Source organism: Rhizobacter sp. Root1221 (genome assembly GCF_001425785.1).
GTDB lineage: Bacteria > Pseudomonadota > Gammaproteobacteria > Burkholderiales > Burkholderiaceae_C > Rhizobacter.
On the sequence record NZ_LMDI01000075.1, the window covers coordinates 37,548 to 55,060 of the forward strand.

General features: G+C 67.9%; 22 protein-coding genes. 5 read left to right on the forward strand and 17 right to left on the reverse strand.

The features are described from left to right. Positions 1 to 64: 64 nt before the first annotated feature. Positions 65 to 718 carry an oligoribonuclease gene (gene orn, locus ASC87_RS28525; RefSeq protein WP_369820809.1) on the reverse strand — a complete coding sequence of 218 codons (654 nt, stop codon included), beginning with the start codon at positions 716 to 718 and terminating at the stop codon, positions 65 to 67. Between orn and ASC87_RS28530 the strand changes: the two genes are divergently transcribed. From ASC87_RS28530 to rsgA, 3 genes are read left to right on the forward strand one after another with little or no spacing between them, the layout of a single operon-like run. Further along, positions 717 to 1,988: a M48 family metallopeptidase gene (locus ASC87_RS28530; protein ID WP_056671238.1), complete on the forward strand. Its 1,272-nt coding sequence runs from the start codon at positions 717 to 719 to the stop codon at positions 1,986 to 1,988. The two genes, orn and ASC87_RS28530, sit on opposite strands and share 2 nt — an antisense overlap. Before the next feature lie 3 nt (positions 1,989 to 1,991). Next, a complete protein-coding gene (locus ASC87_RS28535; protein WP_082569038.1) occupies positions 1,992 to 2,321 on the forward strand; it encodes a 4a-hydroxytetrahydrobiopterin dehydratase in 330 nt (109 codons plus the stop codon). Between the two features lie 21 nt (positions 2,322 to 2,342). Continuing rightward, on the forward strand, positions 2,343 to 3,248 hold the full coding sequence (rsgA, locus tag ASC87_RS28540) for a ribosome small subunit-dependent GTPase A (protein WP_056671241.1): 906 nt from the start codon (positions 2,343 to 2,345) through the stop codon (positions 3,246 to 3,248). Positions 3,249 to 3,304: 56 nt separating this feature from the next. On the opposite strand, the gene ASC87_RS28545 is transcribed toward rsgA, so the two are convergent. The 6 genes from ASC87_RS28545 to rpsP all read right to left on the reverse strand — a co-directional run bounded on the left by ASC87_RS28545 (position 3,305) and on the right by rpsP (position 7,195). Beyond that, the gene (locus ASC87_RS28545; RefSeq protein WP_056671243.1) at positions 3,305 to 4,294 is read right to left on the reverse strand and encodes a CobD/CbiB family protein; all 990 of its coding nucleotides are present in this window, start codon (positions 4,292 to 4,294) and stop codon (positions 3,305 to 3,307) included. A gap of 35 nt (positions 4,295 to 4,329) precedes the next feature. Beyond that, entirely contained in the window at positions 4,330 to 5,013 is a 684-nt protein-coding gene (locus ASC87_RS28550) for a CoA pyrophosphatase (RefSeq protein WP_056671245.1), read from the reverse strand. Between the two features lie 88 nt (positions 5,014 to 5,101). Beyond that, positions 5,102 to 5,455 (reverse strand): 50S ribosomal protein L19, encoded by a 354-nt coding sequence (gene rplS, locus ASC87_RS28555; protein WP_056671247.1) that lies wholly within the window; start codon positions 5,453 to 5,455, stop codon positions 5,102 to 5,104. A 108-nt stretch (positions 5,456 to 5,563) separates the two neighbouring features. Next, the gene (gene trmD / locus ASC87_RS28560) at positions 5,564 to 6,316 is read right to left on the reverse strand and encodes a tRNA (guanosine(37)-N1)-methyltransferase TrmD (RefSeq protein ID WP_056671249.1); all 753 of its coding nucleotides are present in this window, start codon (positions 6,314 to 6,316) and stop codon (positions 5,564 to 5,566) included. Positions 6,317 to 6,326: 10 nt separating this feature from the next. Beyond that, the gene (gene rimM / locus ASC87_RS28565; RefSeq protein WP_235582338.1) at positions 6,327 to 6,932 is read right to left on the reverse strand and encodes a ribosome maturation factor RimM; all 606 of its coding nucleotides are present in this window, start codon (positions 6,930 to 6,932) and stop codon (positions 6,327 to 6,329) included. A gap of 14 nt (positions 6,933 to 6,946) precedes the next feature. Beyond that, positions 6,947 to 7,195 carry a 30S ribosomal protein S16 gene (gene rpsP / locus ASC87_RS28570; protein ID WP_056671251.1) on the reverse strand — a complete coding sequence of 83 codons (249 nt, stop codon included), beginning with the start codon at positions 7,193 to 7,195 and terminating at the stop codon, positions 6,947 to 6,949. Positions 7,196 to 7,391: 196 nt separating this feature from the next. Between rpsP and ASC87_RS28575 the strand changes: the two genes are divergently transcribed. Both ASC87_RS28575 and ASC87_RS28580 read left to right on the forward strand, forming a co-directional pair. Then, entirely contained in the window at positions 7,392 to 7,916 is a 525-nt protein-coding gene (locus ASC87_RS28575) for a GNAT family N-acetyltransferase (protein ID WP_056671568.1), read from the forward strand. 4 nt (positions 7,917 to 7,920) lie between these two features. Next, a complete protein-coding gene (locus ASC87_RS28580) occupies positions 7,921 to 8,379 on the forward strand; it encodes a TM2 domain-containing protein (protein ID WP_056671253.1) in 459 nt (152 codons plus the stop codon). On the opposite strand, the gene ASC87_RS28585 is transcribed toward ASC87_RS28580, so the two are convergent. The 10 genes from ASC87_RS28585 to murJ form a co-directional block, all read right to left on the reverse strand. Continuing rightward, positions 8,349 to 9,362, reverse strand: coding sequence for an inorganic phosphate transporter (locus ASC87_RS28585; RefSeq protein ID WP_056671254.1), 1,014 nt, complete (start codon positions 9,360 to 9,362; stop codon positions 8,349 to 8,351). The genes ASC87_RS28580 and ASC87_RS28585 overlap by 31 nt on opposite strands. Before the next feature lie 22 nt (positions 9,363 to 9,384). Further along, positions 9,385 to 10,032 carry a DUF47 domain-containing protein gene (locus ASC87_RS28590; protein ID WP_056671255.1) on the reverse strand — a complete coding sequence of 216 codons (648 nt, stop codon included), beginning with the start codon at positions 10,030 to 10,032 and terminating at the stop codon, positions 9,385 to 9,387. Positions 10,033 to 10,146: 114 nt separating this feature from the next. Further along, positions 10,147 to 10,797, reverse strand: a complete 651-nt coding sequence (locus ASC87_RS28595; RefSeq protein ID WP_200954571.1) for a deoxynucleoside kinase — start codon at positions 10,795 to 10,797, stop codon at positions 10,147 to 10,149. Between the two features lie 32 nt (positions 10,798 to 10,829). Further along, positions 10,830 to 11,180: a DMT family protein gene (locus ASC87_RS28600; RefSeq protein WP_056671260.1), complete on the reverse strand. Its 351-nt coding sequence runs from the start codon at positions 11,178 to 11,180 to the stop codon at positions 10,830 to 10,832. Next, entirely contained in the window at positions 11,177 to 11,659 is a 483-nt protein-coding gene (gene folK / locus ASC87_RS28605; RefSeq protein WP_056671262.1) for a 2-amino-4-hydroxy-6-hydroxymethyldihydropteridine diphosphokinase, read from the reverse strand. Before folK ends, ASC87_RS28600 begins: the two co-directional genes overlap by 4 nt. A gap of 34 nt (positions 11,660 to 11,693) precedes the next feature. Continuing rightward, positions 11,694 to 13,259: a polynucleotide adenylyltransferase PcnB gene (pcnB, locus tag ASC87_RS28610; protein ID WP_056671264.1), complete on the reverse strand. Its 1,566-nt coding sequence runs from the start codon at positions 13,257 to 13,259 to the stop codon at positions 11,694 to 11,696. After that, the gene (locus ASC87_RS28615) at positions 13,256 to 13,930 is read right to left on the reverse strand and encodes an HAD family phosphatase (protein ID WP_056671266.1); all 675 of its coding nucleotides are present in this window, start codon (positions 13,928 to 13,930) and stop codon (positions 13,256 to 13,258) included. The genes pcnB and ASC87_RS28615 overlap by 4 nt, the downstream gene beginning before the upstream one ends. Continuing rightward, on the reverse strand, positions 13,927 to 14,595 hold the full coding sequence (gene hda / locus ASC87_RS28620; protein ID WP_056671268.1) for a DnaA regulatory inactivator Hda: 669 nt from the start codon (positions 14,593 to 14,595) through the stop codon (positions 13,927 to 13,929). The genes ASC87_RS28615 and hda overlap by 4 nt, the downstream gene beginning before the upstream one ends. A gap of 344 nt (positions 14,596 to 14,939) precedes the next feature. After that, on the reverse strand, positions 14,940 to 15,809 hold the full coding sequence (locus ASC87_RS28625) for a SirB1 family protein (protein ID WP_056671270.1): 870 nt from the start codon (positions 15,807 to 15,809) through the stop codon (positions 14,940 to 14,942). 53 nt (positions 15,810 to 15,862) lie between these two features. Then, the gene (murJ, locus tag ASC87_RS28630; protein WP_056671274.1) at positions 15,863 to 17,422 is read right to left on the reverse strand and encodes a murein biosynthesis integral membrane protein MurJ; all 1,560 of its coding nucleotides are present in this window, start codon (positions 17,420 to 17,422) and stop codon (positions 15,863 to 15,865) included. Positions 17,423 to 17,513: the final 91 nt, after the last annotated feature.

A 17,513-nucleotide genomic window follows, 5' to 3' on the forward strand; every position in this document is an offset into this window, starting at 1 on the left:
TGTGATTCTAACCGACATTCGGGTTTTCACGGAAGTCTTTTCTGTGAAAACCCGCCCATCCCGCTCAGAGCGCCAGGAAATGCTGGCGGTAGTACGTCAGTTCGTCGATGGATTCGTGGATGTCGGCCAGCGCCGTGTGGGCCTGGGCCTTCTTGAAGCCGGCCAGGATGCCCGGCTTCCAGCGCTTGGCCAGCTCCTTCAGCGTGCTGACGTCGAGGTTGCGGTAGTGGAAGAACGCTTCCAGCTTCGGCATGTAGTTGGCGAGGAAGCGGCGGTCCTGGCAGATGCTGTTGCCACACATCGGCGACGTGTTCTTCGGCACGTACTTCTTGAGGAACTCGATGACCTGCGCCTCGGCGGCGGCCTCGTCGAACGTGGACGCCTTCACACGGTCGATCAGGCCGCTCTTGCCGTGGGTGCCCTTGTTCCAGGCGTCCATCGCATCGAGGGTGGCGTCGGGCTGGTGCACGGCGAACACCGGGCCTTCGACGCGCTGCGTGAGGGTGGCGTCGGTCACGACGACGGCGATCTCGATGATGCGGTCGGTGTTCGGGTACAAGCCGGTCATTTCCAGGTCGATCCAGACGAGGTTCTGGTCGCTGCTGGTCAGGGTGGGTGCGGTGGTGTCGGTCATGGGCGGCCTTCGGCGGTTCTGTGCGTGGCGCATTCTCGCAGGCCTCGAGGCCTGCGCGCCCCCAGCGCCTACACTTGATGCCATGGAATCGAATGTGTTGAGCGGGGTGTTCGTGGCGGCGCTGGTGCTGTCGCTGCTGGTGAAGTTCTGGCTGGCCACGCGCCAGATGCGCCACGTGGCGGCACACCGCGGTGCGGTGCCCGCGGCGTTTGCCGGGCGCGTGTCGCTCGAAGCGCACCAGAAGGCGGCCGACTACACGCTTGCGAAGGGCCGGTTCGGCCTGCTGTCGGCCGCGTTCGGCGCGGCCGTGTTGCTCGGCTGGACGCTGCTCGGCGGCCTGCATTTCCTCAACGCGCTGGTGTACGACGCCGTCTTCCCACGTTTCGGCGGGCTCGCGTACCAGGTGGTGCTGGTCGTGGCGTTTTCGACGATCTCGGGCGTGCTCGACCTGCCGTTCGAGCTGTACAGCACCTTCCGGCTCGAGGAGCGCTTCGGTTTCAACCGCATGACGTGGCGCCTGTACGCGGCCGATGCCGTCCGGTCGCTGCTGCTCGGCCTCGTGATCGGCGTGCCGATCGTCGCGCTGATCCTCTGGATCATGGGCGCGGCGGGGCCCTCGTGGTGGTTGTGGGCCTGGGCGGCCTTCGCCGCCATCCAGCTGCTGGCGATGGTGATCTACCCTACCGTCATCGCTCCGCTGTACAACAAGTTCGAGCCGGTGGCCGATGAGGCCCTCACCACGCGGGTGCAGGCCCTGATGGCGCGCTGCGGTTTTCGCGCGAAGGGCCTGTTCGTGATGGACGGCAGCAAACGCTCGGGCCACGGCAACGCCTACTTCGCAGGCCTCGGCACGGCCAAGCGCGTGGTGTTCTTCGACACGCTGCTGTCCAAGCTCTCGGTGGGCGAAGTCGAAGCGGTGCTGGCGCACGAGCTGGGGCACTTCAAGCGCCGCCACCTGACCCAGCGCATCGCGATGGGCCTGGCCGTCAACTTCGCCGGGTTCGCGCTGCTGGGCTGGCTGTCCACGAAGGTCTGGTTCTACAACGGCCTCGGCGCCGGCGTCGCGGCCAACGCCCCCAACGATGCCCTCGCGCTGTTGCTGTTCCTGCTGGTGGTGCCGGTGTTCGGCTTTTTCGTGTCGCCGCTGATGAGCCAGTTGTCGCGCAAGCACGAGTTCGAAGCCGACGCCTACGCGTGCGCCCAGGCCAGCGGCAATGACCTTGCTGCCGCCCTGCTGAAACTGCACGAGGACAATGCAGCCACACTCACCCCCGATCCGCTGTACGTGCGCTTCTGGTACTCGCACCCACCGGCATCGGAACGCATTGCAGCCCTTCGGCTGCAGACAGGCTGACCCATGAAAACCTTGTTGCAGCAGCATTGCCAGCACCAAACGGGCGCCGCGATGAGCGACACGCAGGTGCATGACCACCTGGCCCAGTTGAGCAGCTGGAAAACCACCGGCGGCGCCATCGAAAAGGCGTTCACCTTCAAGAACTTCCACGAGACCATGGCCTTCGTCAACGCCCTCGCCTGGATCGCCCACACCGAGGACCACCACCCCGACCTGCAGGTCGGCTACAACCGCTGCACGGTGCACTACAGCACCCACTCGGTCGGTGGCTTGTCGGTCAACGATTTCATCTGCGCGGCCAAGGCCGACGCGCTGGTGTCCTTTGTCGGCTGACCGCGTGCGGGAGAAACGCCGATGAGCCGGGTCGACGCGCTCGACCTGGGACTCGTCGTGGCAGGCCATGGCCGCCACTACATCGTGGAAACGCCGGAAGGCCGGCGCCTCACCTGCCACCCGCGGGGCAAGAAGAGCGACTGCGTCGTGGGTGACCGCGTGCGCTGGCAGGTCTCGGGCGACGAAGGGGTCATCGAAGGGGTCGAACCCCGGCGCAACCTGCTCTTCCGCCAGGACGAGTGGAAGACCAAGTCGTTCGCGGCCAACCTCGACCTGATCCTCGTGATGGTGGCGAGCGAACCGGTGTTCAGCGAATCCCAGCTGACCCGCGCGCTGATCGCCGCGGAGGACGCCGGCATCGAAGCCCGCATCCTGCTGAACAAGGCCGACCTGCCCAACATCGACAGCGCCCGCGACCGCCTGCGCCCGTACGCCGCCATGGGGTACATGGTGCACGAGGCGGCCCTGAAGGCCCGCCCCGACGAAGCGCGCGCACTGATCGACCCCATCCTGGCGGGCCGCACGAGCCTCGTGCTGGGGCCGAGCGGCACAGGCAAGAGCACGCTCATCAACCTGCTCGCACCCGACGCCCGGGCCCAGGTGGGCGAGATCTCGCAGGCCCTCAACTCAGGCCGCCACACCACCACCACCACGCAGTGGTACTGGCTCGACGCGTCCCGCACCACCGGGTTGATCGACTCGCCGGGGTTCCAGGAATTCGGGTTGCGCCAGGTTTCCGCCCAGGTGTTGCCCAGCCTGATGCCCGATTTCGCCCAACACGCGAAGCAGTGCAAGTTCTACAACTGCACCCACCTGCACGAGCCGGGCTGCGGCGTGCGGGCAGCGCTGGAGCGCGGCGACATCACCGAGACCCGCTACCGCATCTACGGCGAGATCCTGCACGAGCTCTCGCAGACTCGGTATTGACCCTGGGAGGGGGATGACGGGAGGGAGCCTGCAGGCGTGGCGTCCCGGTGACGGCTTCAGCCGATCAGGTTGGCCAGCGACAGCAGCGCCAGCAGCAGCATCCACAGCACCACCGAGCGCCACACCAGCGCCACGACGCTGCGCAGGTGCCCCATCTCGGGCGGCAGCCCGGGCGTGGAGCCTTCGGCGCCGGCGAGTTCGTCGGAGCCACCCGCATCGAAGGTCTTGGAACGGTCGGGCGTGACACCCGGGGCTGCATGGCCACCCAGCTGCACCCCCACCGCACCGGCGGCCGCGGCCAGCAGGATGCCTTCGTTGGCATGTTTCCAGAGGCCCGCATCGCGCCGCCAGCACGACACCGCTTCCTCGAAGTTGCCCACCACCGCAAAACCGAACGCCGTGAGGCGCGCCGGCAGGTGGTCCACCAGGCTGAACAGGCGCTGCGACAGCGCCAGCAGGCGGTCATTGACCGGGGCGCCGACCACCCGGCTCTTGAAACCCCAGTAGCGGCTCGCGAACTCGGCCATCCGGTACACCACCGCGCCTGCGGGCCCGAGGCCCAGCGTGGACAGCACCACGAACCAGAAGAACACCCCGAACACGTGGCGATGGGCGGCCAGCAGTGCGTGTTCGATCACGTGGCGCATCAGTTCGCTGCGCGGCAGTTCGCTGGCATCGAGGTGGCGCCACTCGGCGAGCAATGCGCGCGCGGTGACCTCGTCGCCGCGTTCGAGGGCATGGCGGATGTCGGTGAAGTAGTGGCTGAACTGGCGAAAACCCATCGTCAGGTACAGCACCACCACGTCCCACACCAGCGCCAGCACGACGTTGACCTGGGCAAGCCCGATGTGGATGGCACACGCGAGCAGCGCGGGCACGAGGACGGTGACACCCCAGACGACCCACGCGTGGTGGTCACGGCCCGCGTCGAAATTGCGGCCGGTCCAGCGCATCCACGACGTGAGCGCATCGTGGACCACGTTGCGGCGCGGGAGTGGCTTGAGCTGCTCGATGAGCAGCGCGAACAGGACGGCGAAAAAACTCATGGACCCGGATGATAACGGGGGTCAGGCTTCCGGCCTCACGCGACGAGAAAGCGATACAGGTTGCGCAGCATCGCGGCGGTGGCGCCCCACACGAAGTAGTGCCGCGGATGGCCGTCGGCACCGCTGCCGTTCCACGGCATCGACAGGAACTCGCGGCGCCGGCCGGCAAACTCGGCAGCGTGCCAGCGGTGGTTGGCCGGGTCCATCAGGAACGCCAGCGGCACCTCGAACACCTCGGCCACCTCGAACGGATCGGCCTGGATGGAAAAGCCCGGCCTCACCAGCGCCACCACCGGTGTCACGATGAAGCCGGTGCCGGTGGTGTAGGTGGGCAGCTGCCCCAGCACGTCGACGTACTGCGGCGCGAGGCCGATCTCCTCCTGGGCCTCACGCAACGCCGTGGCCACCTCGTTGACATCCTCGGGTTCGGCCCGGCCGCCGGGGAAACTGATCTGGCCCGGGTGGTCGGTGAGGTGCGCGGTGCGCTGGGTCAGCAGCACCGTGAGCTCGTCGCGCTGCACGAGCGGCACCAGCACCGACGCATGGGCCGGCACCCGGTCGTTGAACCGCTTCTCGAGCACGATCTCGGGAGCCCACTCGGGCGGTGCACGAAAGCGCGCCCGCAGCGTGGCCGCCTGCAACTCCCCCAGGGTCACCGCCGGGAGGTGGTGATCGACGCTGACGGGCGGAAGCTGCTGGGGGTCGAAGTTGAGGGGCATGATGTATTGGACGCGAAAACGAAAAAGCCGCCTCGTGGAGGCGGCTTCTTCGTGCTGGGCGGGTGGACCCGGAGGGGTCCGTCCGGCCTCAGGCCAGCTTTTCCTTGATCCGGGCCGACTTGCCCGAACGCTGACGGAGGTAGTACAGCTTGGCACGGCGCACATCGCCGCGGCGCTTGATCTCGATGCTCGAGATCAGCGGGCTGTACAGCTGGAACGTGCGTTCCACGCCTTCGCCGCTGGAAATCTTGCGGACGATGAAGCTGGAGTTCAGGCCGCGGTTGCGCTTGGCGATGACAACACCTTCGTAGGCCTGGACGCGCTTGCGCGTTCCTTCGACCACGTTGACGCTGACGATCACGGTGTCGCCCGGGGCGAACGGCGGGATGGTCTTGTTGAGGCGAGCAATTTCTTCTTGCTCGAGCGTTTGGATCAGGTCCATGTGTTCTCCTAGTGATCGTGCCAACGTCATGTTGAAAATGTGGCCGGGGTGCTCACACGGGGTGACTCACACACGGCGCGACCTGGCAGAGGATCGAACAGCCGCTGATTATAGCCCGAGATTTGCCAAAAAACGCTCGTCCGCCTTTGACAGGCGCCCTTCCCTGCGTGCGGCGTCCAGCAGATCGGGGCGGCGGCGGGCCGTCAGCTCGAGCGAGCGCTCACGGCGCCAGCGGGCAATCTGGGCGTGGTGGCCCGACATCAACACCGGTGGCACGGGCAATTCGCCCTCGGGCGTGGCGAGCACCTCGGGGCGGCTGTAGTGGGGGCAGTCGAGCAGGCCATCCTCGAAACTGTCCTGCTCGTGCGACTGGGCGTCGCCCAGCACCCCCGGCTGCAGCCGGGCCACGCCGTCGAGCAGCGCCATGGCCGGCAGTTCGCCGCCCGACAGCACGAAGTCGCCGAGGCTCAGCTCCTGGTCCACATGGCGGTCGATGAAGCGCTGGTCGATGCCCTCATAGCGGCCGCACAGCAGCACCGCGCCCGGCCCTCCGGCGAATTCGCGCATGACGGCCTGGTCGATGCGCCGGCCGGTGGGGGTGAAATGCACCACGGGCGCACCATCGGCCCGGGCGGCGCGGGCCGCGGCCAGGCAGCGTTCGAGCGGTTCCACGAGCATCACCATGCCGGGGCCGCCACCATAGGGGCGATCATCCACGCGGCGGTAGTTGTCGTCGGCGAACTCGCGCAACGGCCACAGGTGCACGTCCACCTGCTTCGACTCGTAGGCGCGGCGGGTGACGCCGAGGGTCAGGTGCGGCGTGAACAGGTCGGGAAAGAGCGTGACGATGTCGAAGCGCATCGCACGGGGGTCAGTAGTCGAGGCCCCAGTCGACGGTGATGCGGCGCTCGGGCAGGCTCACGTCGTCGACGTAGGCGGCCACGAACGGGATCAGGCGTTCCTCGCCGTCGGGGTTGGCTTCCGAATCGGGCTTGGCCAGGCGCAGCACGCTGTGCGGGCCGGTGTCGATCAGGCCGACCACGGTGCCCATGGGCGCGCCGTCGCGGTTCACGACGGACAGGCCGATCAGGTCGACCCAGTAGTACTCGCCGGCACGCGGCTTCGGGAACACGCCCCGGGCCAGGAAGATGCGGGCACCCCGCAGGGATTCGGCACCGGTGCGGTCATCGACCCCGCGCACTTGCGCGACGATGACGCTGCCGTGCTCACGGGAGGAGATGATGGCGATGTGAGGCGGGAATGCTGCAGCAGCACCCACGGGGCGCTTGAGCGCACCATCCTCGGGGGGCCGGAGGTACCAGCGGCGGGCCTCCAGCAGCGCCTGGGGATCTGATGCGAAGGACTGGACCTTGACCCAGCCCTTCACACCCCAGGCGTCGAGCACACGGCCGACTTCCACCGCGTCCTCGGGCCAAGCGGGATCTTGCGCCCCGGCAGGCGAAGACACGTCGGACACGGCCGTGTTCAACTTCAGGCCGAAGCCTTGGCCTGCGCCACGAGGCGAGCGACCGTAGGCGACAGCTGGGCGCCGCTGCCGGTCCAGTAGTCGATGCGGTCGAACGCCACGCGCAGCGGCTGCTCACCACCGGACGCGACCGGGTTGTAGAAACCCACGCGCTCGATGAAGCGGCCGTCGCGGCGGGTGCGCGAGTCGGCAACGACGATGTTGAAGAAAGGACGCTTCTTGGCGCCGCCACGTGCGAGTCGGATCACGACCATGTTGTTTCCTACGATTCTGAAAACATCCACCGCACCAGGAGACACTCAGGGCGAGCAGACCAAAAAAACAAAAAGCCCGGGGGCCCTTTGCCATGAACATCGGCGTCGTAGATACGCCGGTCTCTCGACCGACCGCCACCGAAACCCACGATTATAAACTCATGCTTTCCCCTCACAGCGCCTCATGACCCCTGAAATTGCATCCATCCGGGCCAGCACGGCCTCGGACGCCCCTGCGATGGCCCGCATTTACGCTTGGCACGTGCAAAACGGCACAGGCACGTTCGAGACCGACGTCCCCGATGCCGCCGAGATCGCGTCGCGCCGCGAGGCCGTCGTCTCGAAGGGCCTGCCCTGGCTCGTCGCCGAGCGCGACGGCGAGTTGCTGGGCTACGCCTACGCGAACCACTTCCGCCCGCGCGGCGCGTACCGCTTCTGCCTCGAGGATTCCATCTACCTGTCCGAGGCGGCCCGCGGCCAGGGCCTCGGCACCCGGCTGCTGCAGGCATTGATCGACCAGGGTGAGGCCCTGGGTGCCCGGCAGATGCTCGCGGTGATCGGGGACTCGGCGAACCTCGCGTCCATCGGCGTGCACCGCCGGCTGGGCTTCGAGCACACCGGCGTGATGAAGTCCGTGGGCTGGAAACTCGGTGCGTGGCGCGACGTGGTGATCATGCAACGTGCGCTGGGCACGGGCGGCGAACAACCGGCCGGGGATTGACGCGATGACCGGCTACAAATCGAAGACGCTGGCCACCTGGCTCGCCTTCCTCGGCGGCGGCTTCGGCCTGCACCGGTTCTACCTGTTCGGCCTGCGCGACGTGTGGGGCTGGCTGTGGGCGGTGGTCACGCTGATCGGCATCCAGGGACTGCAGCGGCACCTGCACGTGGGGCAGGACGACCACGTGGCGTGGCTGCTGCTGCCCGTGCTGGGCTTTTCACTGTCGGCCGGCGCGCTGATGGCGCTGGTCTACGGCCTGATGCCCGACGAGAAATGGAATGCCCGCTTCAACCCGGAGGGGCCCGAACACCAGGCCGGCTGGGCCGTGGTGTTCGGTGTGGTGCTCGCGCTGCTCGTGGGCGCCGGCATCCTGATGTCGGCCATCGCGTTCAGCGCGCAGCGGTACTTCGAGTACAGCGCGGAAACACCGTCTCAGGTGAAGAGCGACAGGCTCAGCCAGTAGAAGATCGCGGCGACGAAGGCGGACGCGGGGATCGTGAAGATCCACGCCCACACGATGTTGCCGGCCACCCCCCACCGCACGGCGGAGGCGCGGCGCACCGAGCCCACGCCCACGATGGCGCCGGTGATGGTGTGGGTGGTGGACACGGGCACACCCATGGCGGTGGCGAGGAACAGCGTCATGGCCCCGCCCGCCTCGGCGCAGAAGCCGCCCACGGGTTTGAGCTTCGTGATCTTCTGGCCCATCGTCTTGACGATGCGCCAGCCCCCGAACAGCGTGCCGAGGCCGATGGCCAGGTAGCAGATCCAGATCACCCAGGTGGGCGGCAAGGCGTCGGTGCTCGACGTGTACCCGGTGGCGATCAGCAGCATCCAGATGATGCCGATGGTCTTCTGCGCGTCGTTGCCGCCGTGGCCCAGGCTGTACATGCCGGCCGAGGCCAGCTGCAGCCGGCGGAACCAGTTGTCCACCCGCAGCGGCGACGACCGCCGGCAGATCCAGGCCACCGCCACCATCAGCAGCGAGCCGAGCACGAAACCGAGCACCGGCGAGACGAAGATGAAGGCCACGACCTTCAGCACGCCGGTACCGTCGAGCGCGCCGATGCCGGCCTTGCCGATGACCGCACCGCAGATGCCCCCGATCAGCGCGTGCGACGAGCTGGACGGGATGCCATAGAGCCAGGTGATGACGTTCCACGTGATGGCGCCGATCAGCGCGCCGAACACGACGTGGTGATCGACCACCCCGGGCTGCACGATGCCCTTGCCCACCGTGGCGGCCACGTTCAGGTGGAACACCATGATGGCGATCACGTTGAAGAACGCGGCGAAGGCCACCGCCTGCTGGGGCTTGAGCACCCCGGTGGACACCACGGTGGCGATCGAATTCGCCGCGTCGTGGAAGCCGTTCATGAAGTCGAAGATGACGGCCAGGGCGACCAGCATCACCACCACCCAGAAGTGGACCGGGACCGATTCCATTCGTCGAAGCTCCGCCTGCGGATCAGGAATTCTCGAGGACGACGCCCTCGATCAGGTTCGCCACATCCTCGCAGCGGTCGGAGATGGATTCGAGCTGCTCGTAGATGGCCTTGAGCTTGATCAGCTCGCGCACGTCGGTTTCCTCGCGGAACAGCTTCGACATGGCCGAACGCATCACGCGGTCGGCATCGGATTCGAGCTTGTCGATCTCCTCGCAGGTCTTGATGGCGGCTTCGGCCACGTCGCTGCGGCTCAGTTGCGCGAGCAGCGAGACGGCATGCTGCACGCGTTCGCAGCACTTCGCGCTCAACTCGCCCAGGCGGATGACCTCCTCGGTCATGCTGCGCACGTCGTACAGCTGCATGGTTTCGGTGGCGTCCTGCAGCAGGTCGACGATGTCGTCCATCGCGTTGATCAGGCCGTGGATCTGCTCGCGGTCGATCGGGGTGATGAAGGTCTTGTGCAACAGGCGGTTGACCTCGGCCGTGACCTTGTCGGCAGCACGCTCGGCGCCCACCACCTCACCGGCGTACTTCTCGCGCAGCTCGAGGTTCCCGTAGTTCTCGATCATCAGCATGAAGGCGCGGGCACCTTCGGTGATGAACGCGGCATGCTGGTTGAAAAGCTCGAAGAAATTGCCTTCGCGTGGCAGCAACTTGCCGAAAAACATGATGGGGAATCTCCAAAAAGCCTGGGAGCGAAGGAATTTTCGCGGTGCGTCCCGTGAATGTCACGGAATCGTCATCAAAAGTGGCAGGCGTGGAGTGTAAGGGCCCCGGGAGCCTCAACTCAGGCGGGGTTCGTCCGGCGCCCCCAAAAATGCACGCGGCCCGGTGATCGCGCCGATCTGGCCGATGAGCCGCTGGAAGTCCGCCTCCCGGCCGGCGGGATGGAAGTGTTCCGTCTGCACCACGAGCACCGGCGCACCGTCGAAGGTTTCGAAATACGTGGCGTACGCGGCCACCAGGCGCTCCAGGTAAGCCGCGTCGATGCGCTGCTCGATGGCGATGCCGCGCCGCTGGATGCGCGACAGCAGCGTGAACACCGGCGCCTGCAGCCAGATGATGAGGTCGGGCTGCGGCACCCGCGCCTCGGCCTGCCCATACATCTGGCCGTACAGCGTGAACTCGTCGTCGCTCAGCGTCATGCGGGCGAACAGCGCGTCCTTCGCGAACATGAAGTCGCTGACGACGGCCGGCGAAAACATGCCGGGCTGCGCGAGCGCCGCCACCTGGCGCAGCCGCTGGAACAGGAAGAACACCTGCGTCTGGAACGCGTAGCCGGCGGGGTCGTCGTAGTAGCGGCCGAGGTACGGGTTGTCACCGGCCTGCTCCAGCAGCAGTTCCGCGCCGAAGTGGGCCGCGAGGCGCCGCGCGAGCGTGGTCTTGCCCACGCCGATGGCCCCCTCGATGGCGATGTGGCGGAAGCGGCTCACGGCGGGCTCCATCGCATGCGCCTCCCGGTGCCTCAACGAAAGATGAAGTACACCGCCCCCACCATGCACAGGCCGGCCCACACGAAGTCGAGCTTGAACGGCTGGTCCATGTAGAGCACCGCAAACGGCACGAACACGGCCAGCGTGACGACCTCCTGGGTGATCTTGAGCTGGGCGAGCGACAACCCGCCGGCGTGGCCGACGCGGTTGGCCGGCACCTGCAGCAGGTATTCGAACAGCGCGATGCCCCAGCTAATGAGCGCCGCGGTGAACCAGGGCCGATCGGCGAGGTTCTTCAGGTGGCCGTACCAGGCGAAGGTCATGAACACGTTCGACCCGACCAGGAGCACGACCGTCTGGAGGGTCACCGGGAAGCCGTTCATGGCACGAACCTTTCGATGCGCTGGTGGGCGACGCCGGCCAGCAGGGTGCGGACCGCACCGCGCCCGGGCACCTCGAGGTGCGGCGCGATGTCGGCGAGGGGGACGAGCACGAACGCCCGTTCGTGCAGGCGGGGATGGGGCACCGTGAGCTCGGGGGTGTCGATCTGTGCGGGCCCGTGCAGGAGCAAGTCCAGGTCCAGGGTGCGCGGCGCGTTGCGGTGGGACCGCTCGCGGCCGTGCGCCTGCTCGAGGGCGTGCAGCGCGGCCAGCAGCTCACCGGGCGGGAGGTCGGTGTCGAGCGCCACCACCGCGTTCAGGAAATCGGGGCCGGTGGCGTCCACCGGCGCCGTGCGGTACACCGGCGACCGGGCCGCGAGGTGCGTGCCCGGCAGGCGAGCCAGCGCATCGACCGCTGCCTCGAGGGCCGCGGCAGCCTGCCCCAGGTTGGCGCCGAGCCCCACGTACGCCGTCACCGTCATGGCCGGACTCCTGGCACGCCGCTCGGCCGGACCGTCAACCTGCGTCCGGGGCCGCGCCCGCGGGCTTGCGGCGGCGGCGGCGGCGCTTGCGCGGGGCGTCGGTGCTGTCGCTGTCGCTGTCGCTGTCGCTCGGGGGCAAGTCGTCTTCGTCGTCCTGCGGTGCCGGCGAGGGCGCCGCACCCGAACCTGCGCTCGCACCCGCGGCACGCGGTGCACGGCGTTCGGTCTTGCGGATCTCCTGGATCATGTGCGGGCGATCTTCCGGATCAGCCTGGGAGAAGTCTTCCCACCAGGTGGCCAGTGCCGGGTCGATCTCGCCCGAGTCGGCCCGCAGGCGAAGGAAGTCGAACCCGGCGCGGAAGCGGGGCTGCTCGACGAGGGTCAGCGGCCCGTTGCCCACCCGGCGATCGAAGCGCGGCTGCATGAGCCAGATGTCGCGCATGTCGGCGCCCAGCTTGCCACCCCCGGAGATGTCGCCGATGCGCGAGTTGAACACCGCATCCACCGCCTGCTGCAGCGCCGGGAACGACGCCTCGCCGCGCTTCTTCAGCCGGGTCCAGCCGTCCTGCACGTCGTGCCACAGCATGCAGGCGAGCATGAAACTCGGCGCCACCGGCTTGCCTTCGCCCACGCGGCGGTCGGTGTCGGCCAGCGCGGCGTTGACGAACCTGGCGCGCTCGGGGTACTTGGCGCCGGTGTCGATCACCAGGTCGAGGATCGGGAAGAAGCCCAACCCGCCGCCGGCGAGGCCCTGCTTCTTCAGTTCCTCGATGCTCGCGAGCGCATGGCCCGTCTGCAGCAGCTTGATCATTTCGTCGAACGTGCGCGACGCGGGCACGCTCTGCAGCAGCGAGGCCATCTCGCGGATGGGGGCGCGGGTCTTGGGCTCGATGGCAAAACCGAGCTTCGCGGCAAACCGCACCACACGCACGATGCGCACCGGGTCCTCGCGGTAGCGGGTGGCCGGGTCGCCGATCATCCGCAGCACCTTCTTCTTCGCGTCCTTGATGCCGCCGTGGTAGTCGACGACGATCTGGCTCTGCGGGTCGTAGTACATCGCATTGACGGTGAAGTCGCGGCGAGCGGCGTCCTCGATCTGGGGGCCCCACACGTTGTCGCGCAGCACACGCCCGGCGGCATCGACCACGTGGGTCTTGCCGGCCAGCTCGCCCTTCGAGGTCTTCTCGTTGCCGGTGACCTGTTCGGCCGCCGCGGCATCCATCACCGCGCGGAACGTGGAGACTTCGATCACCTCGTGGTCACGGCCGCGGCCGAACACCACGTGCACGATGCGAAAGCGCCGGCCGATGATGAACGCACGCCGGAACAGGCCCTTGACCTGCTCGGGCGTGGCGTTGGTGGCCACGTCGAAGTCCTTCGGGCGCAGACCCACCAGCAGGTCGCGCACCGCGCCTCCCACGATGTAGGCCTCGAAGCCCGCGTCGGCCAGCGTCTTGACCACGCGGATCGCGTTGTCGTCGACGAGGCCGAGGTCGATGCCGTGTTCGGCCGCCTCGACCTCCACACGCTTGCCCTTGGCCGCCTTGACGGTGGTTGCGCTCGGTTTGCCGAGCAGCTTGTCGATGAATTTTTTGATCATGTGAACAGTTGGAGAATGCGCCAGCCGCGTTCGCGCGCAATGGTTTCGAGCGACGGCGCCGGGTTGGTGGCCACCGGGTGGGTGGCCTGCTCCATCAGCGGCAGGTCGTTGGCGGAATCGCTGTACATGTGGATGCAGCCGAAGGACGTGAACGACAGGCCCATTTCCGCGAGCCATTCGGCCGTGCGGGTTACCTTGCCTTCGCGGAACGACGGCGTGCCGTCGACGCGGCCGGTGACCTGGCCGGCCCCGTCGCGCTCGAGGCGCACGGCCAGCAGGTGATCGACGCCAAACGCCTTGGCGATGGGGGCCGTGACGAATTCGTTGGTGGCCGTCACGAGGGCCACCAGGTCGCCCTGGGCCTGGTGATGGCGCACGAGGTCCACGGCCGCCGGGCGCATGGCGGGCAGGATGTCCTCGCTCATGAATTGGTCGTGGGCGGCGGCCAGTTCGGCCGCCGGGCGGTCACGCCACGGGCGGGTGGTGAACTCGATGTACTCGTGGATGTCGAGGGTGCCGGCCTGGTACTTCGCGTAGAAGGCGTTGTTGCCTGCGCGGAACGAGTCCACGTCGACCCATCCCTGGCGGATCATGAACTCGCCCCACGTGTGGTCGGAATCGATCGGCAACAACGTGTGGTCGAGGTCGAACAGACAGAGATTCTTCGTCATGGACCCTCTTCGGTCAGCATTTGTTTGAGCAAGGGAACGGTGATGGCACGTTTGTGCACCAGCGCGAATTCGTCGAGCCGGTCGAGCAGCGTCATCAGGTGCTTCAGGTCACGCGCGAAGTGGGTCAACAGGTAGTCCATCACCTCGTCGGAGAGGAACAGCCCGCGGCGGTCGGCCTCGCGCCGCAGTGCGGCGCGGGCTTCGGGTTCGGAGAGCGCCTGGACGGCGAACACGTGGCCCCAGCCAAGGCGGGTGCGCAGGTCGTCGCGCACCGGCAGGTCCACCGGCGGCAAGCGCGCGGCGCCCAGCACCGGGATGCCGAGGGTGGTGGCCTCGATGAACAGGGCGAAGGCCGCATGCTGGCGGGCTTCGTCGAGCAGGTCGCAGTTGTCGAGCACGACGACGTGGACGGTGTCTTCGATGTACCAGGGCAGCGGCTGCGTGGCATCGAACCAGGCCACGCGGCCGCCCTGCTGCTGCACGTGGTTGGCCGTGGCCTGCAGCAGGTGGGTCTTGCCGACGCCGGACGCACCCCACAGGAACACCGGCGCGGTCTGCTGCGTCACCTGGCGCAGGTGCGCGACGGCGTGGGTGTTCTGGCCCGGCACGAAACTCTCGAAGGATCGTGCGGGCTCGGTGGCGATGTCGAGCGGGAGTTGTCGCATCCGGGGTCGTGGTCGGTCAGGACGCCGCCTTCGGTTCCAGCAGAACGTGTTTGAACAGCTTCATGTTTGTTTTATCCCCATGCATTGTGTGATTTTTTTCACGGGCAGTACCACCTGCCGCCCGCAGGCGGCCCGATTTCCCTCCGGGACCGGCCAAATTCTAAGGGCGGGCCGTGCGGACCACAGAAGGTGTGAATGAATCCGGCGCGCCCGAGCGGCCCGCCGGGGGGTGTCCCATCAAGGCGCAAAGCGCAGCCGTGGCTCGGGCCACGGCGAGCATTTGCAACGCGGAGGGGGCGCGCCCCGGCGGGACGAGCGGGCGTGTCGGGTTCGTTCACACCTTCTCAGTGCAGCCGCCCCGGACCATCGTGTCCCAGCTCGGTCAGCCGGCTGCTGATGGCCGCGCGGTCCACCGCCTCGCGGGTGTGGATCAGGTAGGCCCCCAGGTCCTGGCGGGCGGCTTCGCGGTTGCCGAGCTCGGCATGGGCCAGGCCGCGGTCACGGCGCTCCTCCCAGGCCTGGGGCAGCAGGATCACGAGCCGGTTCATCACCGCCACGAGCCGCGGCCAATCGCGGGCGCTGCGGTAGATCTCCTTCAGGTTGCGCAGCATGCGCGCCAGCACGTCGCGCGGCTCGGCCGCCTGCAGGAACAGGCCGAGCGGCATGTCGAAGTCGCCCTCGAGGCCGTGGCTGCGGCGGTACGGCACCAGCAGTTCGTCGAGCTGCTCGCGCGACAGCGACTGCCCGCTGAACGGGTCGATCACGACTTCCCCCTCCGGCATGTGCAGCTTGACGAGGAAGTGCCCCGGGAACGACACCCCGCATGCCGTGAGGCCAATGCCCGTGGCCAGCTCGATGTAGAGCACGGCCAGCGTGATGGGGATGCCGCGCCGCGTGCGCAACACCGTGCTCAGCAGGCTGTTGCCGGGGTCGTAGTAATCGTTGACGTTGCCCGCGAACCCGAGTTCCTGGAAAAAATACCGGTTCAGGCGGCGCAGGCGTTGCAGCGGCACGGCATCGGACGGCACGCGGCGGCGCAGTTGGTCGGTGAGGGCGTCCACTTCGTCGAGCAGCGCTTGCAGGTCGACGTCGGGGTGTTCGTCCTGGCTCAGGCTGGCGGCAGCCTCGAGCAGGGAGAGCGACGCATCGTCGGCTACCAGGGCCGAAAAATACTCGAGGGCCGTGGGCGTCTCGAAATGGAGGCGGTCGGACATGGGAACAGTCTAATTCCACTTGAAAGAGGTGGCGCCCCCTCACCCATGCGCCCTCACCCGCGGCGGGCGAACTGCTTCGGGTTCAGGCCCATGGCCAGCAGCGCGCCGAAGTACAGCACGGCCGCACCACCGAGCATGCCGGTGAGCAGCCCCACCCGCGTCCAGCCCCCGAGCCGCACCCAGTCGATGGCGTGCGCGCCCCAGGCGAGCCAGCCGGTGAGCAAGGCCGTGGCCAGCAGCACGCGAAGCCCGAAACCGCCCCACCCCGGCGCCGGCACGTAGGCGCCCGAACGGCGCAACCCCACGAACAGCCAGGCCGCGTTCACGAGCGCCCCGAGGCCGATGGACAAGGCCAGGCCCGCGTGCTGCAGCGACGGCACGAAGAACCAGAACACCGCGTTGAGCACCTGCGTCAGCACCAGCACTGCGACCGCGATGCGCACCGGGGTGCGGATGTCCTGGCGCGCATAGAAGCCGGGCGCGAGGATCTTGATGGCGATCAGCCCCATCAGGCCCACGCCGTAGCCCTGCAGCGCGCGCACGGTCTGCGCCACGTCGGCCGCGGTGAACGCACCGCGGTGGAACAGCACCGCCACCAGCGCCTCCGGGAACACGAGCAGGGCCACCGCACACGGCAGCGCGAGCAGCAGCACCAGGCGCAGGCCCCAGTCGAGCAGGTTGGAATACGCCGCGGTGTCGCCGCGGCCCTGGGCGCTCGACAGCTGGGGGATCAGCACCACCCCGAGCGCCACGCCGAGCAGCGCGGTGGGGAACTCCATCAGCCGGTCGGCATACCCGAGCCAGGAGATGGCGCCCACGCCGAGGTGCGACGCCAGCTGCGTGTTGATGAAGAGCGACAGCTGCGCCACCGACACACCGATCAGCGCCGGGGCCATCTGGCGCAGCACCTTGTGCACGCCGGGGTGGTTCCAGGCCGCGCGCACGGCCCGCGGGCTCAACCCGATGCGGGGCAGTTGCCCGATGGCCACGAGCGCCGGCACCTGCACCGCGAGCTGCAGCACCCCGCCCAGCATGACGCCCACGGCCAGTGCATAGATGGGTTCGATGCCCCAGCGCGACAACCAGGGTGCCAGGCCCCACGTGCACGCGATCAGCGACAGGTTCAGCAGCACCGGCGCCGCCGCGGGCACCGCGAAGTGCCTCCACGTGTTGAGGATGCCGGAGGCCAGTGCCACGAGCGAGATGAACCCGATGTACGGGAACATCAGGCGGGTCATCAGCACCGCATGGTCGAACTTCTCGAGGCCGGAGGCCAGCAGCCACACCACCACCGGCGCGGCGACGATGCCCACGATGCACGTGAGGAGCAGCGCCCACGCGAGGATGGTGGACACGGCGTTGATGAGGTGGCGGGTGACCTCGTCGCCCTCGGTGACCCGGGTCTGCCCGAGGATGGGCACGAACGCCTGGGCAAAAGCCCCCTCGCCGAAAAGGCGGCGCAGCATGTTCGGGATGCGGAAGGCCGCGTTGTAGGCATCGGTCCAGGCGCCTGCGCCGAACATCGAGGCGATCATCAGCTGGCTGGCCAGGCCGGTGATCCGGGAGCACAGGGTCAGCAGGGAGACGGTGGAGGCGGCCCGGAGCAGGTTCATTTGGCGTGTTTCGAGCCCGAAAGGGGGCCGATTATAGGGAGGGGGTGCTCACGAGGACCATGCAGTTTGTCGGAAGCCAATTGCGAATGCT

Excerpts from the sequence above, each read along its gene's own strand:
- ASC87_RS28530 (WP_056671238.1), top strand. The coding sequence starts at position 717 with ATGGAATCGAATGTGTTGAGCGGGGTGTTCGTGGCGGCGCTGGTGCTG.
- ASC87_RS28545 (WP_056671243.1), bottom strand. The coding sequence starts at position 4,294 with ATGAGTTTTTTCGCCGTCCTGTTCGCGCTGCTCATCGAGCAGCTCAAG.
- hda (WP_056671268.1), bottom strand. The coding sequence starts at position 14,595 with ATGCGACAACTCCCGCTCGACATCGCCACCGAGCCCGCACGATCCTTC.
- pcnB (WP_056671264.1), bottom strand. The coding sequence starts at position 13,259 with ATGATCAAAAAATTCATCGACAAGCTGCTCGGCAAACCGAGCGCAACC.
- ASC87_RS28580 (WP_056671253.1), top strand. The coding sequence starts at position 7,921 with ATGACCGGCTACAAATCGAAGACGCTGGCCACCTGGCTCGCCTTCCTC.
- rplS (WP_056671247.1), bottom strand. The coding sequence starts at position 5,455 with ATGGACCTGATCCAAACGCTCGAGCAAGAAGAAATTGCTCGCCTCAAC.
- ASC87_RS28550 (WP_056671245.1), bottom strand. The coding sequence starts at position 5,013 with ATGCCCCTCAACTTCGACCCCCAGCAGCTTCCGCCCGTCAGCGTCGAT.
- orn (WP_369820809.1), bottom strand. The coding sequence starts at position 718 with ATGGCATCAAGTGTAGGCGCTGGGGGCGCGCAGGCCTCGAGGCCTGCG.
- rsgA (WP_056671241.1), top strand. The coding sequence starts at position 2,343 with ATGAGCCGGGTCGACGCGCTCGACCTGGGACTCGTCGTGGCAGGCCAT.
- ASC87_RS28615 (WP_056671266.1), bottom strand. The coding sequence starts at position 13,930 with ATGACGAAGAATCTCTGTCTGTTCGACCTCGACCACACGTTGTTGCCG.
- ASC87_RS28590 (WP_056671255.1), bottom strand. The coding sequence starts at position 10,032 with ATGTTTTTCGGCAAGTTGCTGCCACGCGAAGGCAATTTCTTCGAGCTT.
- murJ (WP_056671274.1), bottom strand. The coding sequence starts at position 17,422 with ATGAACCTGCTCCGGGCCGCCTCCACCGTCTCCCTGCTGACCCTGTGC.
- trmD (WP_056671249.1), bottom strand. The coding sequence starts at position 6,316 with ATGCGCTTCGACATCGTCACGCTCTTTCCCGACCTGTTCACGCCGCAC.
- ASC87_RS28535 (WP_082569038.1), top strand. The coding sequence starts at position 1,992 with ATGAAAACCTTGTTGCAGCAGCATTGCCAGCACCAAACGGGCGCCGCG.
- folK (WP_056671262.1), bottom strand. The coding sequence starts at position 11,659 with ATGACGGTGACGGCGTACGTGGGGCTCGGCGCCAACCTGGGGCAGGCT.
- ASC87_RS28585 (WP_056671254.1), bottom strand. The coding sequence starts at position 9,362 with ATGGAATCGGTCCCGGTCCACTTCTGGGTGGTGGTGATGCTGGTCGCC.
- ASC87_RS28625 (WP_056671270.1), bottom strand. The coding sequence starts at position 15,809 with ATGTCCGACCGCCTCCATTTCGAGACGCCCACGGCCCTCGAGTATTTT.
- ASC87_RS28600 (WP_056671260.1), bottom strand. The coding sequence starts at position 11,180 with ATGAACGGCTTCCCGGTGACCCTCCAGACGGTCGTGCTCCTGGTCGGG.
- rpsP (WP_056671251.1), bottom strand. The coding sequence starts at position 7,195 with ATGGTCGTGATCCGACTCGCACGTGGCGGCGCCAAGAAGCGTCCTTTC.